Source organism: Actinomadura oligospora ATCC 43269, from assembly GCF_000518265.1.
Lineage (GTDB): Bacteria > Actinomycetota > Actinomycetes > Streptosporangiales > Streptosporangiaceae > Spirillospora > Spirillospora oligospora.
In genome coordinates, this window is sequence record NZ_JADG01000004.1 from 207022 (window position 1) to 229397 (window position 22376).

The 22376-nt window shown below is 70.3% G+C and carries 17 protein-coding genes and 1 pseudogene; 10 read left to right on the forward strand and 8 right to left on the reverse strand.

The features are described 5' to 3' along the window. Positions 1-42 precede the first annotated feature (42 nt). Complete coding sequence (locus P696_RS43490) at positions 43-510, reverse strand: cupin domain-containing protein (RefSeq protein WP_064743954.1); 468 nt, start codon at positions 508-510, stop codon at positions 43-45. 201 nt (positions 511-711) lie between these two features. Here P696_RS43490 and P696_RS52080 point away from each other — a divergent pair, with 201 nt between their 5' ends. Together P696_RS52080 and P696_RS57310 are read left to right on the forward strand one after the other, a co-directional pair. Then, positions 712-3318 (forward strand): M4 family metallopeptidase, encoded by a 2607-nt coding sequence (locus P696_RS52080; RefSeq protein WP_051466904.1) that lies wholly within the window; start codon positions 712-714, stop codon positions 3316-3318. Between the two features lie 34 nt (positions 3319-3352). Next, positions 3353-5719, forward strand: a complete 2367-nt coding sequence (locus P696_RS57310) for an RICIN domain-containing protein (RefSeq protein WP_026411531.1) — start codon at positions 3353-3355, stop codon at positions 5717-5719. Between the two features lie 46 nt (positions 5720-5765). Here the strand turns inward: P696_RS57310 and P696_RS43500 are convergent, their stop codons facing one another. After that, on the reverse strand, positions 5766-7886 hold the full coding sequence (locus P696_RS43500) for an ABC transporter ATP-binding protein (protein WP_245627515.1): 2121 nt from the start codon (positions 7884-7886) through the stop codon (positions 5766-5768). Positions 7887-8087: 201 nt separating this feature from the next. Beyond that, complete coding sequence (locus P696_RS0105495; RefSeq protein WP_026411532.1) at positions 8088-8936, reverse strand: NAD(P)H-binding protein; 849 nt, start codon at positions 8934-8936, stop codon at positions 8088-8090. An 85-nt stretch (positions 8937-9021) separates the two neighbouring features. Between P696_RS0105495 and P696_RS0105500 the strand changes: the two genes are divergently transcribed. Beyond that, positions 9022-9834, forward strand: coding sequence for a helix-turn-helix domain-containing protein (locus P696_RS0105500; RefSeq protein ID WP_051466907.1), 813 nt, complete (start codon positions 9022-9024; stop codon positions 9832-9834). A gap of 1 nt (position 9835) precedes the next feature. On the opposite strand, the gene P696_RS0105505 is transcribed toward P696_RS0105500, so the two are convergent. Next, positions 9836-11182, reverse strand: a complete 1347-nt coding sequence (locus P696_RS0105505) for a DUF2252 domain-containing protein (RefSeq protein ID WP_026411534.1) — start codon at positions 11180-11182, stop codon at positions 9836-9838. A 175-nt stretch (positions 11183-11357) separates the two neighbouring features. On the opposite strand from P696_RS0105505, the gene P696_RS0105510 reads away from it, so the two are divergent. Continuing rightward, positions 11358-12029: a class I SAM-dependent methyltransferase gene (locus tag P696_RS0105510; RefSeq protein ID WP_084336854.1), complete on the forward strand. Its 672-nt coding sequence runs from the start codon at positions 11358-11360 to the stop codon at positions 12027-12029. 40 nt (positions 12030-12069) lie between these two features. Here the strand turns inward: P696_RS0105510 and P696_RS56805 are convergent, their stop codons facing one another. Both P696_RS56805 and P696_RS0105520 read right to left on the reverse strand, forming a co-directional pair. Then, positions 12070-12309 carry an EF-hand domain-containing protein gene (locus P696_RS56805; RefSeq protein WP_034483310.1) on the reverse strand — a complete coding sequence of 80 codons (240 nt, stop codon included), beginning with the start codon at positions 12307-12309 and terminating at the stop codon, positions 12070-12072. An 836-nt stretch (positions 12310-13145) separates the two neighbouring features. Further along, positions 13146-13496: a hypothetical protein gene (locus P696_RS0105520; RefSeq protein ID WP_157429528.1), complete on the reverse strand. Its 351-nt coding sequence runs from the start codon at positions 13494-13496 to the stop codon at positions 13146-13148. Between the two features lie 214 nt (positions 13497-13710). Between P696_RS0105520 and P696_RS0105525 the strand changes: the two genes are divergently transcribed. After that, positions 13711-14022, forward strand: coding sequence for a hypothetical protein (locus P696_RS0105525; RefSeq protein ID WP_157429529.1), 312 nt, complete (start codon positions 13711-13713; stop codon positions 14020-14022). Between the two features lie 105 nt (positions 14023-14127). Continuing rightward, positions 14128-14997, forward strand: a complete 870-nt coding sequence (locus P696_RS0105530; protein WP_026411538.1) for a YwqG family protein — start codon at positions 14128-14130, stop codon at positions 14995-14997. Positions 14998-15079: 82 nt separating this feature from the next. Here the strand turns inward: P696_RS0105530 and P696_RS43510 are convergent. After that, a pseudogene (locus P696_RS43510) lies at positions 15080-15427 on the reverse strand (IS5/IS1182 family transposase); the annotation flags it as partial. Between the two features lie 498 nt (positions 15428-15925). Here P696_RS43510 and P696_RS0105540 point away from each other — a divergent pair. After that, complete coding sequence (locus tag P696_RS0105540) at positions 15926-16966, forward strand: hypothetical protein (protein ID WP_157429531.1); 1041 nt, start codon at positions 15926-15928, stop codon at positions 16964-16966. Positions 16967-17206: 240 nt separating this feature from the next. On the opposite strand, the gene P696_RS43515 is transcribed toward P696_RS0105540, so the two are convergent. Next, entirely contained in the window at positions 17207-18640 is a 1434-nt protein-coding gene (locus P696_RS43515) for an RCC1 domain-containing protein (RefSeq protein ID WP_170026325.1), read from the reverse strand. A gap of 477 nt (positions 18641-19117) precedes the next feature. Between P696_RS43515 and P696_RS0105555 the strand changes: the two genes are divergently transcribed. The 3 genes from P696_RS0105555 to P696_RS0105565 are packed head-to-tail and all read left to right on the forward strand — an operon-like array spanning position 19118 to position 22357. Beyond that, a complete protein-coding gene (locus P696_RS0105555) occupies positions 19118-19360 on the forward strand; it encodes a hypothetical protein (protein ID WP_051466914.1) in 243 nt (80 codons plus the stop codon). 27 nt (positions 19361-19387) lie between these two features. After that, on the forward strand, positions 19388-20083 hold the full coding sequence (locus P696_RS0105560; protein WP_342668996.1) for a DUF6879 family protein: 696 nt from the start codon (positions 19388-19390) through the stop codon (positions 20081-20083). A gap of 15 nt (positions 20084-20098) precedes the next feature. After that, complete coding sequence (locus P696_RS0105565; RefSeq protein ID WP_084336860.1) at positions 20099-22357, forward strand: tetratricopeptide repeat protein; 2259 nt, start codon at positions 20099-20101, stop codon at positions 22355-22357. Positions 22358-22376: the final 19 nt, after the last annotated feature.

Sequence of the window (22376 nt, forward strand, 5' to 3'; positions counted from 1 at the left end):
GCCCCTGGCCACGCCCCCACCACATCAGGGAGCGACCGCGCGTCAGGACGAGCGGGTGTGGTGGCGGGCGCGGAACTCGGCGAGCAGTTCGTCGGTGACGGTCGCGCCCGCCGCGACCGCCGCGTGGACCTCGCGGAAGTAGCCCTCGTATCCGGCGGGCGTGTAGAGGCAGAGGGCGCGGACCGGGACGGTCCCGGCGTTCCGGAAGCCGTGCGCGGTTCCGCGGAGCGCCGCGAGCAGGTGTCCGGGCCCGACGCTCGTCTCGCCGTCGCCGTTGTGCAGGGTGAGCTCGCCGTCCAGGACGTAGAAGTACTCGTCGTGCCGCTCGTGGACGTGGGGGCGCGCCCCGACGATCCCCGGCGCGAGCCGGAACTCCTCGAAGGCGAACCGTCCGCCCGTCTGCTCGCCGGTCAGCCGGAACAGGTGCGCGACCCCGGCCACGTCGATCAGTTCGCCCTCGCCGGGCGCGCTCAGCAGCGCGCGCCCGCTCGTGTCGGTCAGTTCGGTCATGGACCGGATCATGCTCGGGCGCGGCGCTCCCCGTCCACCCGTTCACTCGTTCGCCCGCCGTGATGATCGCGCGATGAGGGGATGTTGATCCGCTTCGTTTTGACTCGCTCCGCTCTCTGACGGCGCGCGTCCGGCGCGCCGCGAGGTCGGTGGTCCCGCCGGCCGGTCTCCGGCACTGGCGGGACGAGAGGAACGGGTCGGATGAGAAGGACTTCGGTACGGCTCCTGTCGCGGGGGGCCGGGGCGGGCGTCACCGCCTACGCCGTGGGGCTGGCGCTCGCGTGGGTCGGCGGGGCGGTCGTGCGGCTGTTGCCCGGGACGCTGAGCGCGCCGGTGCGGGAGCTGCCGTCGGGCCTGGCCGGGCCGGTGGCGATGGTGGCGGGGGCCATGGGGGTCCCGCTGCACTGGCGGACGGAGGCGATCGGGTTCAGCGGGACGGTGCGTCCGCTCTCGCTGGTGTCGTCCCACGGGTTCGCGCCGCTGGTCGTGGCCCTGCTGCCGGTGATGGCCGCGGCGGTCGCCGCGGGCGTGTCCGCGCGCCGGGCGGGCGGACGGTGGCGGGCGCTGGTCGCGCTGGTGTTCGCGGCGCTGAGCTACGGCGCGCTGTGCGCCGGAGCCGCGGCGGTCGTCGAGCCATCGGGAATGTTCGCGGTTCGGCCGGAGGTCGGACCGTCCTTCCTGCTCGGATTCGGGTGGACGGTCGTCGCGGGCATCTTGGCGCTCGCGGTCGGACGGGCCCTGCGCTCCCCCGCCACGTGGGTGGCGCGCGGGCTGCGGCGGCGGTTCGACAAGCGGCGCGGGCTCGCGTTGGGCGCGGCCGGGGTCGTCGGCGTCCTGGTGGCCTCGGCGGGTGTGGCGGACGCCGCGCCGACGCCGCCTCCGGGCTCGGGGAAACCCGGCAAGGGGACGTTCGAGCGCGCCGGAGTGCCGGGCGCGCTCGACCGGCTGCGGACGGAGAGCGGGAAGTCGTTCAAAGTCGTCCGGGACGAGCAGCGCGGCACGCCGTCCATGCTGGCCGTGAACAGCCCGGTCGGCGGGGGCGTGCCGAAGTGGATGCGGGCGAACGCGGCCGTCTTCGGCGTGGCCGACCCGATGGCGCAGCTGAAGCCGATCCGCACCGACGACACCGACAACGGCAGGTTCCAGCACTACCAGCAGGTCATCGGCGGTGTCCCGGTCCGCGGGGCGCGGGTCAACGTCGCGTTGAGCAAGGACAAGACCAAGGTCACCACGGTCGCCAACGGGATGCGTCCTGACATCGCCGCTCCGCCGACGAGCCCGACCGTCCCGGCGGGGAAGGCGAAGGCGACGGCGGCCAGGCAGGTGCGCGGCGCGAAGGCCATGGGACGTCCGGAACTCCAGATCTACGCTCCGGACCCGGTGGCGGGGCGTGCCTCGACCTCAGGGACGCTGGTCTGGTCGGTGAGGATCGCCGCGGGGTCCAGGATCTGGGACTACCTGGTCGACGCCCGCCGTCCCGGGACGGTCGTGACGCGGATCCAGCGCAGCGCGGAGGCGCTGGACCGGGAGGTCTACGAGGAAGTCCTGGACTCCGCTGACCACGACATCGACCTCGTCCTCCGGCGCAAGGAGGGGGACGGTCCGTCAGGGGACGACGAGGTGGACCACCTGTACGACAGGAACGGCGCGACCTACGACTTCTTCAAGGACAGGTTCGGCCGGGACAGCTTCGACGGCCACGGCGCGAAGATGGTCTCCGCCGTGGCGACCCACAGCATGGACGGCGAGGACAACGCCTACTGGAGTCCGGACGACCAGCGGACCAACTTCTCGCCCGGCATGTCGACCCAGGACATCGTCGTGCACGAGTGGACCCATGCCGTCACCTCGTACACCTCCGACCTGGAGTACCGGTTCCAGTCGGGAGCGCTCAACGAGTCCTTCTCCGACATCATGGCGATCTCCCAGCGGCGTCTGTCGGGCGGGGACAGGTTGAACTGGTCGATCGGCTATGGGGCGAAGTCCGGGATCCTGCGCAACATGCAGTTCCCCGAGAACTACGGTCAGCCGGCGCGCGCCTCGGACTACGGTCCGTTGTGCGAGAACGAGGACCACGGAGGCGTCCACCACAACAGCGGCATCCCCAACCGCGCCTTCTACAACACGGTGCAGTACATCGGCGACGACCCTGCCAGCAGGGTGTTCTACACGGCGTTCACCCAACTCCTCACGCCCGGCTCGGGCTTCAAGGACGCCATGCTCGCCACAGTCCAGGCGGCGACCGACATCAGCCCCAACCTCACCGCGAGCACTCAGCTCGCGTGGAAGCAGGTGGGCATCACGGCGGACTGGGTGGCGCCCCCGACGGACCCGGACTGCGTCACGGGCGGCTGCTTCGTCCATGCCGCGATGGCCATGGACCCCAAGTACGCCGACGACATCCCGGACCTGAAGATCGAGATGACCTGGCTGCGGGACAACCTGCTCCAGCCGTCCGCGCCGGGCACGCGCATCGAGAACGCCTTCTACGCCTTGTCACCCGCGATGTCGTACCTCACCCAGGCCGATCCCACGCTGGCGGCGAAGACCGCCGAACTCGGCAACCTGGTGCGGACGCTGACGCTGTTCCACCGGACGGGCTGGGGCGCGGTGAAGGTCCCGACCGACTTCTCCGACCGGCTCAACGGGATCGTCCGGGACTACCAGGCGGCGGCGACCGCCGCCGGGCAGACCGGCGTCTCGGACCGGCTGGGCAAGGAGGTCGGCGCGGTGGACCTGACCCCGATGAACGGCAGGACGATCGACGACGCCATGGCCTACCTGAAGACGGCGCTGCCGCCACGATGATCCGCTGTTGATCCGCGGGCCGGAGCATCGGCCCGTGACATCAACCAGACATCTGGCGGTCGCGGCCGTCCTGACGGCGGGGCTCATCGTGAGCCCCGCCGTCGCGGCGGACGCCTCGCCCTCCCCCAGGAACGTGCCGACGCCGACCGCGAGCACGGCCTCGCCGAGCCGGTACGACGCGTTGCCCAAGGCCCATCCGAAGGCCAAGCGCTTCACCGCGCCGAAGACCGGCGGCGTCAAGGTCGGCAAGATCAGCAGACTTTCCACGGTCGTGCGGACGACGGCGGTCGGCGATCCCCTGCCGGGCCCGGTCGCCGACGGCACCAACGACGGCGTCCAGACCAAGCTGAGTCTGACCGCGGGCGGGTTCCTCGGCGGCGCCGGGAGCCTCCCCCTGATCGTCCGCCCGGACGACAGACTCGCGCAGAACTGGATCGAGCGTTCGGACGGACGCGGGCACGTGTCGTTCGAGGCGGACCGCACGCCCGGCACCTACCTCGGCCATGACGGCAGGCACGCGGGCGGGATCTCCGGTCAGGGGCCGATCTGGTTCGTCCAGAACGCGTGGGGCGGCCTGGAGTTCGCCGCCGAGCCGGGCACCTGTCTCGGCGCCGTCTACGACGCCATGATGGACGAGCGCGTCCTGCGCGCGCTTCCCTGCGCGCAGGGCCCCGACCAGGCGTTCAACCCGATTCCGGCGGCACCCGACCCCGGGCCGCTTCCCGTCGTCACGCAGACCCCGGCGGGCGCGGTGCAGCTCTTCACCCAGGGCATCTACCCGTCCTACACCGGCAAGAAGATCGCGATCGCCGATGTCGGCGCCACGTCCGCGTACGGGCTCGGAGGCGGCGGGAACGGACAGGACGGCAGTGACGCCACCGGCTGGTACCTGCCGCTCGACAGCGACAACGGAACCGCGTTCAAGCCGGTGAACCGGTTCGCCACGCAGTGGCTCGTGCACCGCGAGGGCGGGCTGTCGGTGTCGCTGGAGTCGGTCGTCCGGCCCGGCCACTACCTCGGCAAGGGCGCGGACGGCCCGACGGTCACCACGACCAAGGCGCTGTGGAACTTCGACGGGCCCGACAACGGCGACCACCTCCTGATCGGCGACGTCTGCCTGACCCAGAAGACCGGCGCGGAGTTCGGGCGGCTCGTCCTCCAGGGCGGCTGCGACTACCACGAGAAGGGCGTCAACACCGGGTCGCGCGCCTACAAGGTGCTCGACGCCACGACCGGGAACCCCGCCGACGTCCCGCTTCCGACGCCCGTCCCGCGCGTCGAGATGACCGTGACCCGGGGCGGCAACGCCGGGCAGAAGGTCGCCGCCACGCCCGTCCCGGGCAAGGACCACGCCAACGGCGGGGACAAGGTCAGCGCCCTGACCACGTTCGGCACCGCGACCCGCTGGCTGGTGCGGACGGCGACCGCCCCTAACGGACGGCACGGCTACAGCTTCGAGGCCGAGGCCAACCCCGGCCGCTTCCTCGAGCAGGACCTCGGCCTCATCACCTCCGAGACCAGCCCGAACCACGACGTGGCGATCATGACCGGACACGACGAGAACGTGTGGGTGCCGCGCGACAACGCCACCACCGACGCCCAGCTCGTCGACCTCACCGCGCTGACGACGATGTCGTACATGCGGATCGACCCGCCGACCGACGAGCGTCCGCCGAAGTACTTCGACCGCACCCACCCGGGCTGCATGACGTACAAGAACGGCGCGTTCTGGACGACGAACCAGTTCGGCGGGCAGACGCTGTGCGACGAGGGCGGCGACGCGTCCTTCAACGTGACCTACGCCGCCGGTGGCGCGCCGATCCCGGCGACCGACCGGGCCCAGCCCGCCGCGTCCGCGACTTGGCTCGTCCGGGGGGACACCACGGGCGGCAGCACCCCGCTCTGCCTGGACGTGGACCATGGCGGAACCGCGAACGGCACGGCCGTCCAGCAGTGGGCGTGCAACGGGAGTCCGCCGCAGACCTGGACCCTCCCGGCGAAGGACTACGGCTCCTACGCCGCCCTGTTCAACGACCTGATGGTCCAGAAGAAGATGCCGCTGGACGACTCCGACCGCGCCGCCCAGTTCGCCAAGTGGGAGATCTTCGCCCCGGCCGCGCCCGTCCGCGCCCTGGGCAAGTGCCTGGCCGTCGGTGACGGCGGCACCGCCGACGGCACCAAGCTCCAGCTGTGGGACTGCGACGGATCGCCCGCCCAGCGCTGGCACGTCGAGCGTCCGGTCAGCTCGCTCCTCATGCAGGCTCCCGGAGTGAAGCTGGTGAACCCCAACTCGCACAAGTGCGTCCAGATCCAGAGCTACGACCTCACCTGGGGACTGCGCGCCCAGATCCAGAGCTGCAACGCCCTCACGGACCAGAACTGGTCCGGCACCGACCGCTGAACCCCGGCAGGGGCCGCGCCTCCCAGGCGCGGCCCCGGCTGGGCTGCTAGGTCGTGGCGGGGCGGGCCTCCGGGGACGGGTGGTCGGCGGTGAGGTTGTACGCGGACGCCTGGAGGCTGTAGAGGTCGGCGTAGAGGCCGCCCAGGGCCATCAGGTCCGCGTGGGTGCCGTGCTCGGTGACGCGGCCGTTCTCCAGCACGTAGATGCGGTCGGCGTGGCGGACGCTGGCCAGCCGGTGGGTGATGAGCAGGACGGTGCGGCCGTGCCGGGCGGCGTGGGCGCGGATCTGCTCGAACAGGCGGTGCTCGGCGCGCGCGTCGAGCGCGGCGGTCGGCTCGTCGCAGATGAGGAAGGGCGCGTCCCGGTAGAAGCCGCGGGCGGCGGCGAGGCGCTGCCACTGTCCCCCGGACAGCTCCTGGCCCTGGTCGAAGCGCTTGTCGAGCAGGGTGTCGTAGCCGAACGGCAGCGAGTCGATCACCTCGTCCGCGCCCGAGTCGGACGCGGCGACGCGCACGGCACGGCGCGCGGCCGGGACGCGGATGTCGTCGCCCATCGCGATGTTGTCGGCGGCGGTCATCGGCCAGTGCGTGTGGTCCTGCGCGACGACCGCGATGTCGCGCCGCAGGATCTCGGGGTCGAGGCGGGTGACGTTGACGTCGTCCCAGCTGACCTGGCCGTTCTCCGGTGTGTACAACCCGGCGAGGATCTTCGCCAGGGTCGTCTTGCCCGAGCCGTTCTCCCCCACCAGCGCGATGACCTCACCCCGCCGGAGCCGCACCGAGACGTCCCGGAGCGCCGGATCCTCCGCGCCGGGATAGGTGAAGGTGATGTGGTCGACGGAGATCTCGCGGAACTCGCGCAGCGGCACACCGGCGACGGAGTGCTCCAGCGCCTGGTGCTCCCGCTTGACGGACTCCTCGGCCAGCTGGATGTAGGAGAGGTAGTCCGCGAAGTACAGGCCGTCCTCGTAGGTCCTGTTCAGGGCGTGGACGAGGTTGAGCAGCGACTGCTGGCCCGTGCGGATCGCCAGGACGGCCGTCCCGGCGACGGCCAGCGGCATCATGCCCTTCCAGAGCAGCACGCCGAGCACCGTGTAGAGGACGGCGGTCGCGACGCCGCGCAGCACGTCCCCGTACATCTGGGTGACCGTCCGCCGCCGCGCCACCGCGACGAGCACCCGCCTGACGTGGTCGGCGAGCGTCCCGTACTGGCGCAGCAGGTGCGGACGGACGGTGAACGACCGGACCTCGGCGGCGTGGTCGCGTCCGGTCATCAGGTCCGTCATGATCCAGCTGCGGCGCCGGACCTCGACCAGCGACAGCTGCGCCAGGTACCCGAGGCGCGCCGACCGGACGGCCGCCCACGCCTCCGGCAGCGCGGTCAGCACCAGCAGGGGCAGCAGCACCGGATGCAGGACGCCGAGCGCCCCGGCCGCCGCCGCGACCCCGACCACGGCCGTCCCGAGGTCCACGGCGTTGTCCACCATGGACGACGCCGAGTCCAGCCCGCGCAGGCGCGCGCGGTGCAGCGCGTCCTGGTGCTCGGCGTCGTCGAACCAGGCCAGGTCGATCGCCGTCGTCGCGTCGTAGAGCCGCAGCTCCACGATCCGCTCGACCTGCGGACGCAGCCGCTGCTGCGACCACTGCGCCAGCAGCGTGCAGGACGCCCGGACGGTGATCGCCGCCCCGACCAGCGCGAGCGCGGGCGCCGCCGCGCGGACGCGGTCGGGGGTCGGCCCGGCCGCGAACAACGCGGTCAGCACGCGCGTCGTCGCGAGCAGCCCGAACGCGGTGAACACCCCGGCGACCGCGTTGAACACGACCGTGATCAGCAGGTCGCGCCGGTTCGCCTGCCAGCCGAGCCGTCCGACCTGCCCGATCAGGCGCGGGAGCCGCCGGGTCATGGTGAGCATGTCCGTCCGCGCCATCTCCTCCGCGCGCCCGTACCAGCCCTTGGGCTCGGACAACTTCGACCCGAGCATCGACCCTTCCTGCCCGGCCTGCTCCTCCTCGTCGGGTCGTTCGTCCTTGTCCGTTCGGTCGTCCTGGTCAGTTCGGTCGTGTTGCTCGTGCTGTTCCTCCTCACCGGCCTCCGGCGCTTCGCCCGGCCCGTCGCCGTCCGGGTCGTCGTCAGCCGGTCGTCGTGACCCCCGCCTGAACATCCTCATCCGGCAGTCCCACCGCCCTTTCACCCTCGCGTGGCCGCTCCTGCGCGGCATTTCCGGCAGCCAGTAGGTACCCCGGAGGCCGCGCGCGGCTACGCCGTACTCGCCGGGAGGTCCGCGAACCCGCCCCCGCGACCCCGCACCAAGGGGCAAGGGACCGCGAGATGCCTGGTCAGAGGGATGCGGCGTGGCCGGTTGAGGACGTCAGAGGGTGAAGGCGGCGCGGTGGGCGGCGGCCCAGTCGGCGAAGGTGCGGGCGGGACGTCCGAGGACGCGTACGACGTCATCGGTGACGACGGCGTTGCCGCCGGACGCGACGAGACGCGCGCCGTTGACGGCCGTCGTGACGAAGTCGGGGTCGAGCCCGGCGGCGGTGAGGCGTTCGCGGTAGGCGTCCGAGGTGAGAGAGGCGAGCTCGATCTTCCGGCCGATGACGCCGCCCAGCGTCTCCGCCATCTGCGGGGTGCTGAGCAGCTCAGGGCCGGTGAGCGTGAGCGTCGCGGCGTCGAGGTCGGACGTGGTGAGAGCGACGGCGGAAACTTCGGCGATGTCCGCCGGGTCGACGACGCCCTGGGCGCCGTCGCCCATCGGGTTCGGGACGGGATGGCCCGCGCGGATCGCGTTCGCCCAGCCCAAAGTGTTGGACGCGAAGCTGGACGGCCTCAGGACCGTCCAGGCGAGGCCGCTGGACCTCAGCGCCCGCTCCCCCGGCAGATGCCAGTCCTTGCCTTCCTTCTTGTCGCCTGTGCTGATCGCGGACAGCTTCACCGCCCTCGGCACGCCCGCCGACCGGGCGGCGGCGAGGATCGCCTCGTCGTGCTCCGGGATCCAGGGGCCCGGCGCGCTGAGCATGAAGACGGCGCCGGATCCCTTCGCGGCGTCCAGCAGGGACCCGGGGTCGGTGAAGTCGGCGCGGACGACCTCCACGCCGTCCGGGAGGTTCTCCGCCTTCGCGGGGTCGCGGGTGATCGCGCGGACCCGTTCGCCGCGCGCCGCGAGGACACTGACCAGTTCTCGACCGACGGTTCCGGTCGCACCCGTTACGAGAATCATGCGGCCAGCATCGCGAGAGGGCGGCGGCGTCCTCTTGGAGAATTCGGCACGTCGCGGCGGGCGGACGCGCCGGTACCTTGAGGACATGACGGCGGACGGGCTGGTCAGGGCGGGCGGCACGGTGGCGGGCGGGCCCGTCGAGGCGAGCGGCACGGTCGCGGGCGGGTTGATCGAGGCGGTCGAGGACATGAGCGGGGCCGCCGCGGCGGGGATCGCGCACCTGCCGGACACCGCCACGTCCCTGGTCTTCCGGAGCGCGGCGGACGGGCGCGAGGACCTCCTGGTCGTCGGGCCGCGCACGCGGGCCGCCTACTTCACCGGCAAGGAGCTGCCGCTCTGCGTCCACGCGCGGCTCCGTCCCGGCGTGGCGCGGTCGGCGCTGGGCGCGCCGATCTCCGAGCTGCTCGACCGGGTCGTCCCGCTCACCGAGTTCTGGGGCGCGGACGCGTCGCGCCTCGAGCGGCGTCTCGGCGACCTCGGCGGCGATCCGCGCCTGATCGCCCGGCGGCTCGAGACGGCCCTCCGCTCGAAGGCCGGGGCCCGCGAGCACGGCGGGGCCCGCCGCGGGGACGACGACGGACGGCTCGTCCACGCGGCGGCCCGCGAACTGGCGTCCGCGCGCCCGGCGCGGCTGCCCGACCTCGCGCACCGGCTGTCGGTGAGCGAGCGCCGCCTCCGCGACCTGTTCACCGACGGAGCCGGGCTGCCGCCCAAGGCGTTCGCCCGTATCGCCCGCCTCAACACCGCGGTGACCGCCGGGGCCGGTGGGCTGGCGGAGCTGGCGGCGGCCAGCGGGTACTACGACCAGGCGCACATGTCCGCGGAGTTCCGCAGCCTGCTGGGCGTGCCGCCCGGGGCGTTCTTCGCGGGGCGGTTGCCCGCCCCGCGAACGTGCTGAGTCAGGACTCCCAGAGCACGGCGAGGGGCCCCTGGCGGGACCGGAAGGCGTCCACGAACAGGCGGTGGTCGTCGCGGACGATCGCGGCGTAGCCGGTGCCGAACGCGACCATGGCCTCGACGAAGGCGTTCTCGTCGTCGCCGATCGCGGCGGTCACGGCGTCCTCGACCTGGAAGCCGACCAGCGTGTGGTCGGAGTCGCTGTCGGAGACACAGTGGATCTTCGCGGTGGCGCGGCCGAGGTGCTCCAGGACGGGCAGCATCTCGTCCGGCTCGGTGAGGGAGGCCCAGTCGAGGTCGGCCTCGTAGGGGGAAAGTTCCTGGACGACGAAACCGGTGCCGTCGATCTCGGCGTGGCCGAGCCAGGGGTCGGTGGCGGCCTGGAGGGCGCGGCGCGACACGGCCGTCCGGTGGCCGTGGTGCTGGAAGTAGTCGCGGATGTTCGGGTCGTCCACGACGCGGGACGGCGCGGCGACGTTGCCCTGCTTCATCGACAGGATGACGTCGTTCTCGAGCGCCTGCGTGTGCCCCTCGACGAGGATGTTGTACGCGGACAGCCCGGCCGAGCCGATCCCGAAGCCGGACGATCCGACGACGTCCTTCACGGTGTAGGTGAGGCTGCCGAAGCGGCGGTCCTTGGGGATGGTCTCCAGGTAGCCCGCGTACGCCTTCTCGACCTTCGCCCGCTCGTCGGCGTCCAGCCGCCGGACGCCCGGGCCGTCCGCGAACCGGCGCTCGTGCCGTTCGAGCAGCGTCATCGAGCTCAGCAGCGCGACGCGCGTGGAGCTGAGCGCGTCGACCAGGACGTCCTTCACGTACCCGGTGGCGTTGTCGAGGGTGATCGCGAACTTCTCGTCGCCCTCGTGGGCGGCGAAGTGCCGCACCTGGTCCACGTACGCGCGGACGTAGGTCTCGATCAGCCGCCGGATGGACGCGTCCGAGATCGCCTTCCCCCAGGCCAGCAGCGCCAGGCTCGCCACGAACCGCTTGACGTCCCAGGTGAACGGCCCGAGGTAGGCCTCGTCGAAGTCGTTCACGTCGAACACGAACACGCCGTCGGCGCTCATGTAGGTGCCGAAGTTCTGCGCGTGAAGGTCGCCCTGGATCCAGACGCGGGAGGTCCGCTCGTCCGCCCACGGGTCGTCGTCGGACGCGACGTCGGCGTAGAACAGCGGGGCGCTGCCGCGGTAGAAGGCGAACGGGTCGGCGGCCATGCGGCGGAACCGCCGGCGGAACTCGTCCGGGCTCCGCCGCATCAGGTCGCGGTACGCCTCCACCAGCACGTCCACGATCCGCTCCTGGCGCTCCGCGGGCGTCAGGTCGCGCAGAACCTGGGTGATGCTCGCCATCCGGCACTCCTCCATGAGGGCCTCGGGTCCCGCCGCCACCGACGGGACAACGCGCCCATTCTGCCGGTCTCGGACACCCCGGAAGCCCTGACGGCACGGACCGTTCCGTCTCCCGTGCCCCCGGAACCGGGAGGCCGGTGGACGGTCCGCTCGTCGCCGCAGGTAGGAAGGTCACATGAGCGACCGTCCCGAGTCCCGGCCGTCCGCGATCGCCGACACGGACCCGACCGGCCCCGCCGCGACGCACTGGCAGGACGTGTACAAGACGCGTCCCGCCGACGAGGTCAGCTGGTTCCAGGACGAGCCGCAGCCGTCCCTGGACCTGATCCGCGCGGCGTCGGCACGGGGCTCGGCCATCGACGTCGGTGGCGGCGCCTCGCCCCTGGCCGCCCGCCTGGTCCGGGAGGGGTTCGACCACGTCACGGTGCTGGACATCTCCGCCGAGGCCCTCGAAACCGCTCGCGAGGCCGCCCAGGAGGCCGCCCGGGACGTCGCGGGCGCGATCCGCTGGCTCCACGCCGACCTGCTGACCTGGCGTCCGGACCGGACGTTCGACCTCTGGCACGACCGCGCGGTCTTCCACTTCCTGACCGACCCGTCCGACCGCACCGCCTACCTGGCCACCTTGCGCGCCGCGCTCGCCCCCGGCGGCACGGTCGTCCTCGGCACCTTCGGCCCCGAGGGCCCCACCCACTGCTCCGGCCTGCCCGTGGCCCGCTACAGCACCGACGAGCTGGCCGCCGAACTCGGCGGCGACTTCACGCCGCTGGACGCCCGCACGCAGGTCCACCACACCCCGGCGGGCGCGTCCCAGTCCTTCTCCTGGCTCACCGCCCGCCGCCACTGACCGTCCAAGGACGGCCGCCCCTCAGGTGGCCGTCCCGAGGTCAGTCGTCGCTGCCGAGCTCCGGAAGGTTCTGCGCCAGCGGCACGAACTCGGCCGCCGACAGGAACCCGTTCCCGTCGGTGTCGAACTCGGCGAACAGCGCCCTGACGAGCCCCGACAGGTCGCCCATCTCGGCGGCCGGGAACATCCCCGCGATCGCCGCGGTCACCTCGTCCACGGTGAGCTGCCCGTCCCCGTCGGTGTCGTACTGCGCGAACACCGCCTCAAACCTCTCGGTCACGAGATTTCCCCCTTTTCCCCAACGCGACAATGGCCCCCGATCGTAACGGCTCCCCTTTCCTCTCGCCCGAACCCCCGACACCGAGGCCATCCCTTCACTTTCCGTGCTCGCGTGCTTACAATTCGTCCGGGTCACGTGGTGGGTGAGAGTGAGGGGATCTATGAGGTTCATCCTGTTCTCAGCTGCGATCGCAGCGATCGCCCTGCCAAGTCACCCCGCGTCGGCCGCGCCGACGGCAACGCTTTCGCCTCACACGCGATCACCACGGTCAGCGACCATCGCGCCCATCCCCGGACGACCGGGGGGCTTCGGAGCAAGGCCCGGGCATGTTCGTGACGGTGGCATACCGTCGCGACCGGCTCCGCGGTCGTGAAGTCCGGCGGTGGTAGCGGAAGTCGCGCCACCGCCCGCAGGACGTGTACGAACACCAGCCAGACCGTGCGCTGGCGAAGTCTGATCGACGTGGACCTCATCGATGTCCCCGACTCACCCGAGAAGGTCGAGACCGCAACGGTCGCATTGCATTGCGGTTCAGGGCTCTAGACAGGAGCGAAAGGTTGGGCGGGACCACGGATCCGACGTTGGTGGCCGGTCTGCATGGCGTGCTGCGCCTGGATCCGCGGGCGCGGCGGGCACGGGACGCCGGAACGCTGGAGGAGGACGCCTTCAGCCTGGCCGTCAAGCGCACCGTCGCCTACGGATGGAGCGATTTCTCTGGTGGTGGCGCGTCGCGCCTCTGGGCGCACAACGACGCCGGGGGCGACTGGACCCAGGACGCAGGGGTTCGCCAGGCGGCCTGGATGCAGGTGAGTGTCACCAGTGGCTCTGGGCTGCCGCTACTCCCGGTCGCCACCGTCCTGCGGGACGTCCTCCACCGGGTCGGGGAGCTGAATCTGACCGGCTTCCACGCGCTGGTGCCGGTGGGCCTGGCGGCGGACGAACGGGTCGCGTCCGCATACGCCGCAGGCTGGTTCGCGTTGAGCGGCCCTGACACCGTCGCCGCCCGCGCCACGATCCGGACCGTCCACCCTTTCTCGCCGCGGGAAGCCGAACAGATCGCCGCGCGGGTCGCGGACGTCGCGCAAGGCCGCGTCCAAGTCGAGCGCGACATCGACGAAAGTGGGGACGAACCGGATGGATTGGCGGGACCTCTGGCAGGACAGGTCCAGGCCGAGCCTCTCCGCCACCGCCACGACTTCCGCTGCCGCCTCCCCGAATGGTCACTGGACGGCGTGGTGTGGCTGACGTCGCTGCTCGTCGAGGCCCTGCGGGAGTCCGGCCACGGCGACACGGCAATGGTGACCGTCTCGCATCGCCGACCGGTACGCCGGGGTCGACCAGGGGCCGGGACTCCCGGTGAAGTAACTTTGAGTAGGTGGTTACACGCAAGGAGTGATGTTCATGGCACGTCGACCCGCTGCTCCATTCGGGGCCCTCGCAGCCGCCGCGCTGGCCCAAGTACTCTCCGGCGCCGGTACGGCACAGGCCGACGAGGCTCAGAAGGGGGAGGTCATCGTCTGCGACCGGCTGGAGATACGGCTTCCCACCGTCCACGGACGGGAATGCGACACCGGCCGCCGGGGGTCGCTCCACGACTTCGTCATCACCCACCGCGAGAACCGTCACCACACGTTCTTCTGCCGGACGGGCTGGGCCGAGGGCCACCTGTGGGTCAGGGGCCACCTCTGCCGCCCGATCCATCACCGCGGCTGATCCTCCCGGGCCCCGGAGGACCGACCGCCGTCGCGTCGGCGCACGTCAGCGCGACGACGGTCGGAGCCCACGCGAAATGTCGTCGCCGGTTGGCAGCATGACCGGATGATCAGCCTCCCGACGCTCAGCGCCCTCGCACACGAACACCTTCCGTCCGACCTCGCACAGCGGTTCTGCTCGCTGCTGGACGTCCGAGGGCAGATCCTCTCGGCCGCCCGGCCCGGGGAGGACGTGGTCGGCGCCCTCGGTGGTGAACCATCGCTGCCCGAGGACGTCGAGTGGCCCGTCTGGGACGGACACGGCCCGCTGTCGTTCGTCGCCTCGCTTGACTGCGCCTCACTGTCCGCCCTGGAGACCGGGCTGGACCTGCCCTCGTCCGGCACGCTGCTGTGCTTCTACTTCGACGGGCAGGCCGACGAGTACGCGTCGTGGGTCCACCCGTCCGAGCCGGGCAGCCGTCCGGGCAGCCGCCTGCTGCACGTCCCCGCCGGAACGCCGGTCGCGCCGCGTCCGACGCCGAGGCCGCTGAAGGCGTTCGGCCGCGTCCCGCTGTGCGCGGTTCCCTCCGTCAACCTGCCCCGACTCGACCACCGTTTCTACGAGCCGCTCGGCATCGACCCGGACACGCTCAGAACCGATCCCGTCCTCGTCGAGTTCCAGGACGCCCTCTGGAACCTGCGGGGCCATTACCAGCACCAGGTGGGTGGCCTGCCCGAAGAGGTCCAGGGCGATGTGGAGTACGAGGTCGCCGACTTCCCGGACGACTGGGACCTGGATCGGTCCGACCCCGACAACCCGCACTACGACGACATCCTGAACGAGGCGTCCCGCTGGAAGCTGCTCGTCCAGATCGCCAGCGACGACGCCGCGGACATGCTGTGGGGCGACGCGGGCGTCCTCTACTGGCTCATCACCGCCGAGGACCTCGCCGCCCGCCGCTTCGACCAAGCCCGCTTCACCTGGCAGTGCCACTAAGGGTTGTCCCGTAATGATCAAGGGGTGCTGGTCGGGCAAGCTGCGGCGGGACTATTGGCCGGTTGCCGTGCCGGCTGTCGGTTCAGCCGGTCATGGCCAGGTTGCGCATGAGGGCGATGCCATGGGTGGCGCGGTGGACGCCGTCGCGTTCGCGGCGGCGGTTGCGCAGGGTGTTCCACCACTTCATGTGGGCGAAGGCGTGCTCGACGCGGGCCCGGAGCCGTCGGCCATCACGTGCGCGTTCGACGGCCTCCTCGGCTCCCGAGTCACGGTAGGCGGTGCAGTCGTTGTGGTTGCCTGGCACCGGACGACCCACCGCCGTGACCAGGCGGGTGTTGGCGTCGATCACGACCTGCATGTTCACCGAGAACCGGTAGTTCTTCGACAATGCGGTGATGGTCCGATCGTGGGTCGGCACCCACACCCGGTCATCCGCACAGAACACCTGCTCCACCCCAAGATCATCGTTGCCAGCTCCCCGCCGTTACAGGACAACCCTTAGGCCAAACCCATCCCTCAATGGCCCTGACCCGCCTCAAACACCTGGCGACCAACGGCAACAGGCAAGTCCGCGCCGAAACAGCGGACGCCCTGCTCAACCTGGCGAAAGACCACCCCGACGAGATCCTGAACGCCATCCTGACCTGGTCAAAGGGGGGCAGGCATGGAGCACCTCACCCTCGCCAAGAAGCCCGCCGCAAACAAACCGCCGCCACAGCCTTCCTCCACTGGCACCTGCCCCCGAAGAAATCGACCCCACACCACTGCCTGGTGGCGCCGTCAAACCCTGAAAATCCGCCTCGCCATCCAAGTCCTATTCAACGCCTAGATGCGCAATGAGGCGCGGTGAGCCGCGAGCCCCCAGCGGATCACGTTTTGCGCAGCACCCCCGGACAGGATGAGCTGAAAAACCCTTGAAGGAAGCATCGTGAAAATTGCGATCCGATCCAGAGTGTTGACGGGAGTCGTGCTCGCGCCCCTGCTGGCCGTGGCGGTCTCGATATTCGCCGCCCCCCGACCCGCAACCGCGCAGGCCGCAACTGGAATAACCGGCGGAGGACATGGCTATCTGAGGCACCCCGACGGCCACTTCACCGCCGTCGACGTTCCAGGCGCGACGGGCACGATGCCCATGGGCATCACCAACCAAGGCCAGATCGCCGGAACGTATGACGACGTATCCGGTCGCAGCCACGCTTTCGTGCTGCTGCACGGCCGTTACTCAACCCTCGACCACCCGCAGGCCACGGGCGAAGCCACCTCCTACGGCCTGTCCGGCACTGTCGCCTCGGGTATCAACGAGCGCGGCGAGATCGTGGGCAGTTACGTCGGCGCCAACGGCGCCGTCCACGGATTCCTGTACGCCCGCGGCGAGTTCACTCCCATCGACGTCCCGGGCGCACAGGAGAATTGGCCCTTCGGGATCAACAACCGTGGCCAAGTGACCGTCCAGACCGTCCGCGCCGATGGCTCTCAGCCCCAGTACCTGCTGACCAACACCACCCTGACCCCGATCACCTACCCAGCGGCGAAATACTCTATAGTCCACCGCGTCAACGACCACGGCGTGGTCGTGGGCGTGTACGTCAACGCCCACGACACAACGCCGCAACATGGCTTTGTCTTGGCTCAGGGCAAATACGCGCGCTTCGATATCCCCGGCGCCGCGTACACAGGCGTCAACGCCGCTTCCAACAACGGTGACCTAACCGGCTACTACGTTCCCGAGGGCTCGCCGAACGGCCACGCCTTCATCTCGAGCAGCGGAAGGATCACCTCCTTCGACGCCCCGGACGCCGCCGGAACCACCGCCTACGACATCAACGACCAAGGCCAGATCGTCGGCACCGGCTTCCCGGCCATCACCACCGCCAGAGCCTCACTCCCGCACCAGGCCACTTTTCCCCGCATTAATTTCCACGGAGTTGACTCGGAAGTCATTCCAGGAATGTCCCGGAGGGGCCAATAAATAGCGACACCTAGAAATACAAAAAGCTCCGGCACCGGGCTTTCGCCTGGTCACCGTGGTTTAACTAAGTGCCCCTGCTCGACTCCGCCTTGCCCTTTCCGAACCTCAGCTCCAGCAGGTACCGGTCCGCGACCGGTACCACCACCAGCTCCTCATCCAGCACCGTCCAGTACCCGGGGCGCCCGATGGCAACTCCACACGAAACGCTCGCACGGAATCTTGTCCAGCTCGGCCAGGTGATCACCGAGCGATCGTGAGCTTCTGGGAGGTGGAGGACGAGCAGAGCGCGTTGCCCTCGTAGCGGGCGATCAGGTGGTGCGCGCCCTTGGCCAGGCCGGACGGGGTGAGGGTCGCGGTCGCGGCGGCGTCCAGGTCGGTGGCGCCGACGACCGTGTTTCCCTCCAGGAAGGTGACAGGGCCGGTCGGGGTGGTGTTTCCGCAGGTCACCTTGGCCTTCAGCCGGGTTCGTCCGCCCTTCTCGGTGGTCGCGGTCAGGGTCGTGGTGCTGGTGCTCCGCGCGTGGGCCAGGACCAGGGACGTGTCGCTGTTCGCGGCGACCGCGGTGGCCGGGCCCGCCGCCTTGGGCAGCGGCATGAAGGTGAGCGACGAACGCATGGAGACCGCGCCGCCCCCGATCTGCCCGGTGTGGTTCGCCCCCCAGGCCAGGACGCGTCCGTCCGACGTCAGGGCGAGGCTGTGGGACGCTCCGGCCGCGACCTGCGTGATGGTGACGCCGTTGGGCATGTCGTTCTCGATCGGCGTCTTCTGGATGTCGGACGGCCCCGGCCCCAGCTGCCCGGACTTGTTCGCCCCCCACACCAGGATGTGCCCTTCCGAGGTCAGCGCGAGGCTGTGATCGCCTCCGGCGGCGACCTGCGTGACCGACTCGTCCGACGGCACGTCCGCCCACACCGGGGTCGTCCGCCTCTTGCGGGTGCCGTCTCCCAGCTGGCCGACGTCGTTGCGTCCCCAGGCGAGGAGGCGGCCGTTCGGGGTCACGGCGAAGCTCTGCGAGTTGCGTCCCGCGTCGATGGCCGTCGCCTTCGTCCCCTTGGGCATGCGGACGAACACCGGCGTCTCACGGTTGGCCCTGCCGCCGACCCCCAGCTCCCCGAACACGTTGTCGCCCCACGCCAGGACGCGTCCGTCCGAGGCCAGCGCGAGGCTGTGGTAGCTCCCGCCCGAGACACGCGTGACGGTCACACCCGTGGGAAGGCGGACGAACACGGGGGTCGCCCGCGCGGTGGCCGTCCCGTCGCCGAGCTGGCCGCTGGTGTTCCGTCCCCAGGTCAGAAGGCGTCCGTCCGAGGTCAGCGCGAGACTGTGGTCGCCTCCGGCGGCGACCTGGGTGACCATCACGCCCGCGGGCAGCCGCACGAACACGGGCGTCGTCCGCAGGGTGGACGTGCCGTCGCCTAGCTGGCCGACGTCGTTGCGCCCCCACGCCAGCACCCGGCCGTCCGAGGTCAGGCCGAGCGTGTGACCGTCGCCGCCGGACTCCTGGGTGAGGGAGACGCCGCGCGGAAGGCGCGTCCTGACCGGGGCGTCGCGTTCGGTGGTGCTGCCGTCCCCGATCGTCCCCGAGTCGTTGCCCCCCGTGCCGAGCGCGAGCTCACTGGGAGCCGCCGCGCCCGCCGGACGAGCAACACCCATACCCGCGACGACCACTGCCACGGCGGCAACGCCACAGAGCCCCCTCCAAGCCGCCTTGCGCCCGAGGCCCCCGCCCAGCCCGACCGTCCGCATGCCCATCAGCGATCCCCTCGTGAGTGACGTCCAGCGGCCATCCTGACGCACCACGATTCCCCAACACCGCATTTACCTTCAGAGACACAAAGACCAACCCCACCAGCGATCCCAGGATGACCTCACGAAGAGGCATCTCGGACCATTCGCCGGATACCGAGAAAAGGCAACTCCTACACAGATCAGCCACTTCATCCTCACATGAGTCCACAATGCCGTGGAAGCGGCCACCATCACGGGAACCGTGATCCATGAACGCCCGCCCCAATTTCGGACATACCACATTATGGATATACAGTTATCGGAACGAATGATCCTGTCGACCTTGAAACAGGCATCTCGTCGATGTAACATTAGCGCCCGTGCATATGCACGGGCGCTAATTCCCTGATGATGGGAGGGCTCGTGTTCAAGCGGAGAATCGGACCGCATCCGCACGACGGGAAAGGGAACGGAAGCGCGGGCGCGAACAACTGCCCGGACATCTGGGAACTCGAATCAGGCGACTTCGCCGTCATCGGCGACGAGCGGACCGCCGAACTGGGGCCGCTGCTTTCGGAGGACGCCTTCCTCGACCCGGGAGAGGCCATCGTCGTCCTGCCGCGCCACGTCCTCGTGAAGGCCCGCGACGCCATACCGTCCGAATAGCCCTCCCGCCTCCGCCCTGTTGGTGCGATGGCGGGACGAGCCGTTGCACCAACAGATCATCCGCGCGACGCCGCCCCGGCGCGTCGAAGACACGCCATCCGGAGCCGGAGGGGAATCTTGATCTATCCGCCTTCCGAATACAGTCCGCTCAGCATCGAGTCCGGCGGGGTCGACGAATTCGCGACCTTCTTCGGCGCCCTGAGGTCCAGGTGGGTGAAGATGGAATTCCTGCAGGAGTACGACGAATCGGGGTTCGAAGGCTACGAAGCCTTCCGGGCCGGAAGGTTCGACGACGCCGCGCGACTCGTGCAGGAAATGGTCAAGGGGCAGACCGAGGTCTACGCGCACGCGCGGAAGCACGACGTGGACATGATTCGCATCCGGGTCTGCGAACTGCCGCTCAGCCCCTACCTTCTGCACTACGAGATCCCGGCCTACCTGGCCGACATCGAGTGCGGCGAGCAGATCCGCTTCATCGATGTCGATGACGTACGGGACATCCTTGACGAAACAGGAGTGTCCGACTACGTCGTCTTCGACGACTCGAGAGTGACGGCCCTCATCTACGATCCGCGCAACGCCCGGCTGAAGGAGGCCCGCCTGGTCGACTCCCCTCCTCTTCTCCGGGCGTACATCGAGGTCACGGAGGAACTCATCCGCCGGTCCACGCCGATGCTCGAAAGCCCGATATTCCTCGAAGTCAAGCATCGCTATCCACTCTGAAATCGTTGGTGAAGGATGCCGGAACGGAGACCAGGGCGGGGCGGCGGGCGTCCCGCAGAGGCTCCTGCGCGACTCGACGCCCGAGCGTTCGACGCGTCCCAGCAGGCCGCCCAGTACTCGGGCGTGCAGTACAACCTCTTCATCGGCGCGGCACAGGCACGGTCGATCGCCGCGTCGGCGCCGTCGATAACGACACCACAGCCCAAGGTGGCCACCGGACGGCTTCGCGGACGATCGAGCTTCTCGGAGTTCCCGGACCGGCTGCACGACGAGAACTCCAGCAGGGTCATGGTGTTCTACGGCCTGGGCGGCGCCGGCAAGTCGACGGTCGTGCTCGACATCGCACACCGGGCGATGAGCGCCGGGATCGAGGTGTTCTGGATACCCGCCGACGAGCCGAACGGCATGCGGGCCGCGTTCTACGCGCTCGCCTATACCGCGGGCGCGAAGGATGACGACTTCGACCACGCGCATCCCGCGGATGTTCTGTGGCGGTATCTCAACGCGCTGGCGTCCCCCTGGCTTCTCGTCATCGACAACGCCGACGATCCGGCGGCGTTCGGCAGTTCACGCCGACGTCTCCGGGAGGGCACCGAGTGGATTCGTCCGCCCGCCGGCCCGAACGGGTCGATCATCGTGTCGAGCCGGAACGGGAGACCCGAGAGGTGGGCCTCCTGGATCGACATGCGGTACGTCCGGCCTCTTTCGTCCGAGGCCGGTGCCCAGCTCCTCATGGACCTGGCGCCGGACGCGGGCGGTCGCGAGGAGGCCGAGGCGCTGTCCTCGGCGCTGGGCGGCATCCCCCTGGCGCTGGAGTCGGCCGGAAGCTACCTCGCGGCCGTCTCCTCGGATCCCTTCCCCGTCGACACCCCGGCCGATTCCTATTCCACGTACCGAGAAAGGCTCGACGACCGGATAGGGCGGCTCACGATGACGGAACACGACGGAGACGACTCGACGGAGATCAGGCGCGCCCTTTCCACGACCTGGGAGATCTCCCTGGACCTCCTGGCCGACCAGGGCCACGATCTGGCACGCCCGATACTGCGGCTCATCTCCTGCTTCGCGTCCTCCCCGCTTCCCTACCGGGCGGTCTTCGACCTCGGCGTACTCGGACGGAGCCCGCTCTTCCCCCACCCCACGGCGGAGCGCGTCGGGGGCGCGCTCCGCGCACTGTCGGGCCTGAGTCTCCTGTCGCTCGAGAGAGCGGAGCGGAACGACGGCCCGTGGGCGGCGAAGGCGGGCATGCATCAGCTGGTCCGCACCATCACGCGCGTCAACGCCAGGTCATCGGGGGAGCTCGAGGAGCACCTGTCCGTCGCCGGTGGGCTTCTGGACAGGGCCACCAGCGGCCTGGACGCGGGCGCGCCCTCGGACTGGGGCAAGTGGTCCATGGTGGCCCCGCACTGCCTCGCGCCGCTCGAGGTCGCGACGCGGATGGCCGTCGGCGACTCCGCACTGACCCGCAAGCTGGTCGCCCCCGTCCGGCGAGCCGCGTGGTACCGCTACATGACCGGGCAGTACACACAGTCGGTGAGCGACCACCAGTTCGCCCTGGACGTGGCACGCCGCCGGCTGGGCCCGGCCAGCGTCGAAGCGATCAGCCTGGGAAACGCCCTTGGACGCGCCGTCCGCGAGGGAGGCGACGTCCATGGCTCCGAGGTCCTGCTCCGGTCAGTGCTCGAAACCGCCTCGGAGGCTCTCGGACCGCGGGATCCCCTGGTCCTGAACATCCGCCTCAACCTCTGCCGCACCATCCGGGAGGACGGGCGGCACGCCCTCGCCGAGAGCGAGCTGAGGGACCTCCTGAGAGATGCCAGGGATTCCCTGGGAGAGGAGAACGAGGACACCCTCGTCATCGGGCTCAACCTCGCGGTCTGCCTGCGCGTGCAGGGACTCCTCCAAGAGGCGCTCGCCGAGTACCGGCACGTGCTTCGGGGATGGCGTGCCGCGCACACCGAAGAAGATCTGAACACCCTCGACATCCGATTCGAGATCGCGCGCACGAGAAGCGATCTCGGCGACCACCGGGAAGCCGAAGAAGAGCTTCACCGGATCCTGGAGATCGCCGTGAGGGTGTACGGCGCGGAACACCCGAACACACTGACGATCAGGAACGGCCTGGCGAACACGCTCATACGCGCCGGTCGGGCGCGAGAGGCCGTGAACGAACTGCGCAGGACGCTTGAAGGGCAGCGGTCACAGCTGGGTCCGGGCCATCCGTCGACGAAGGCGACGGAGACCATGCTGCGGGAGATCGAGGCGTCGATCTAGCCGACGGATTCGGGAAGCC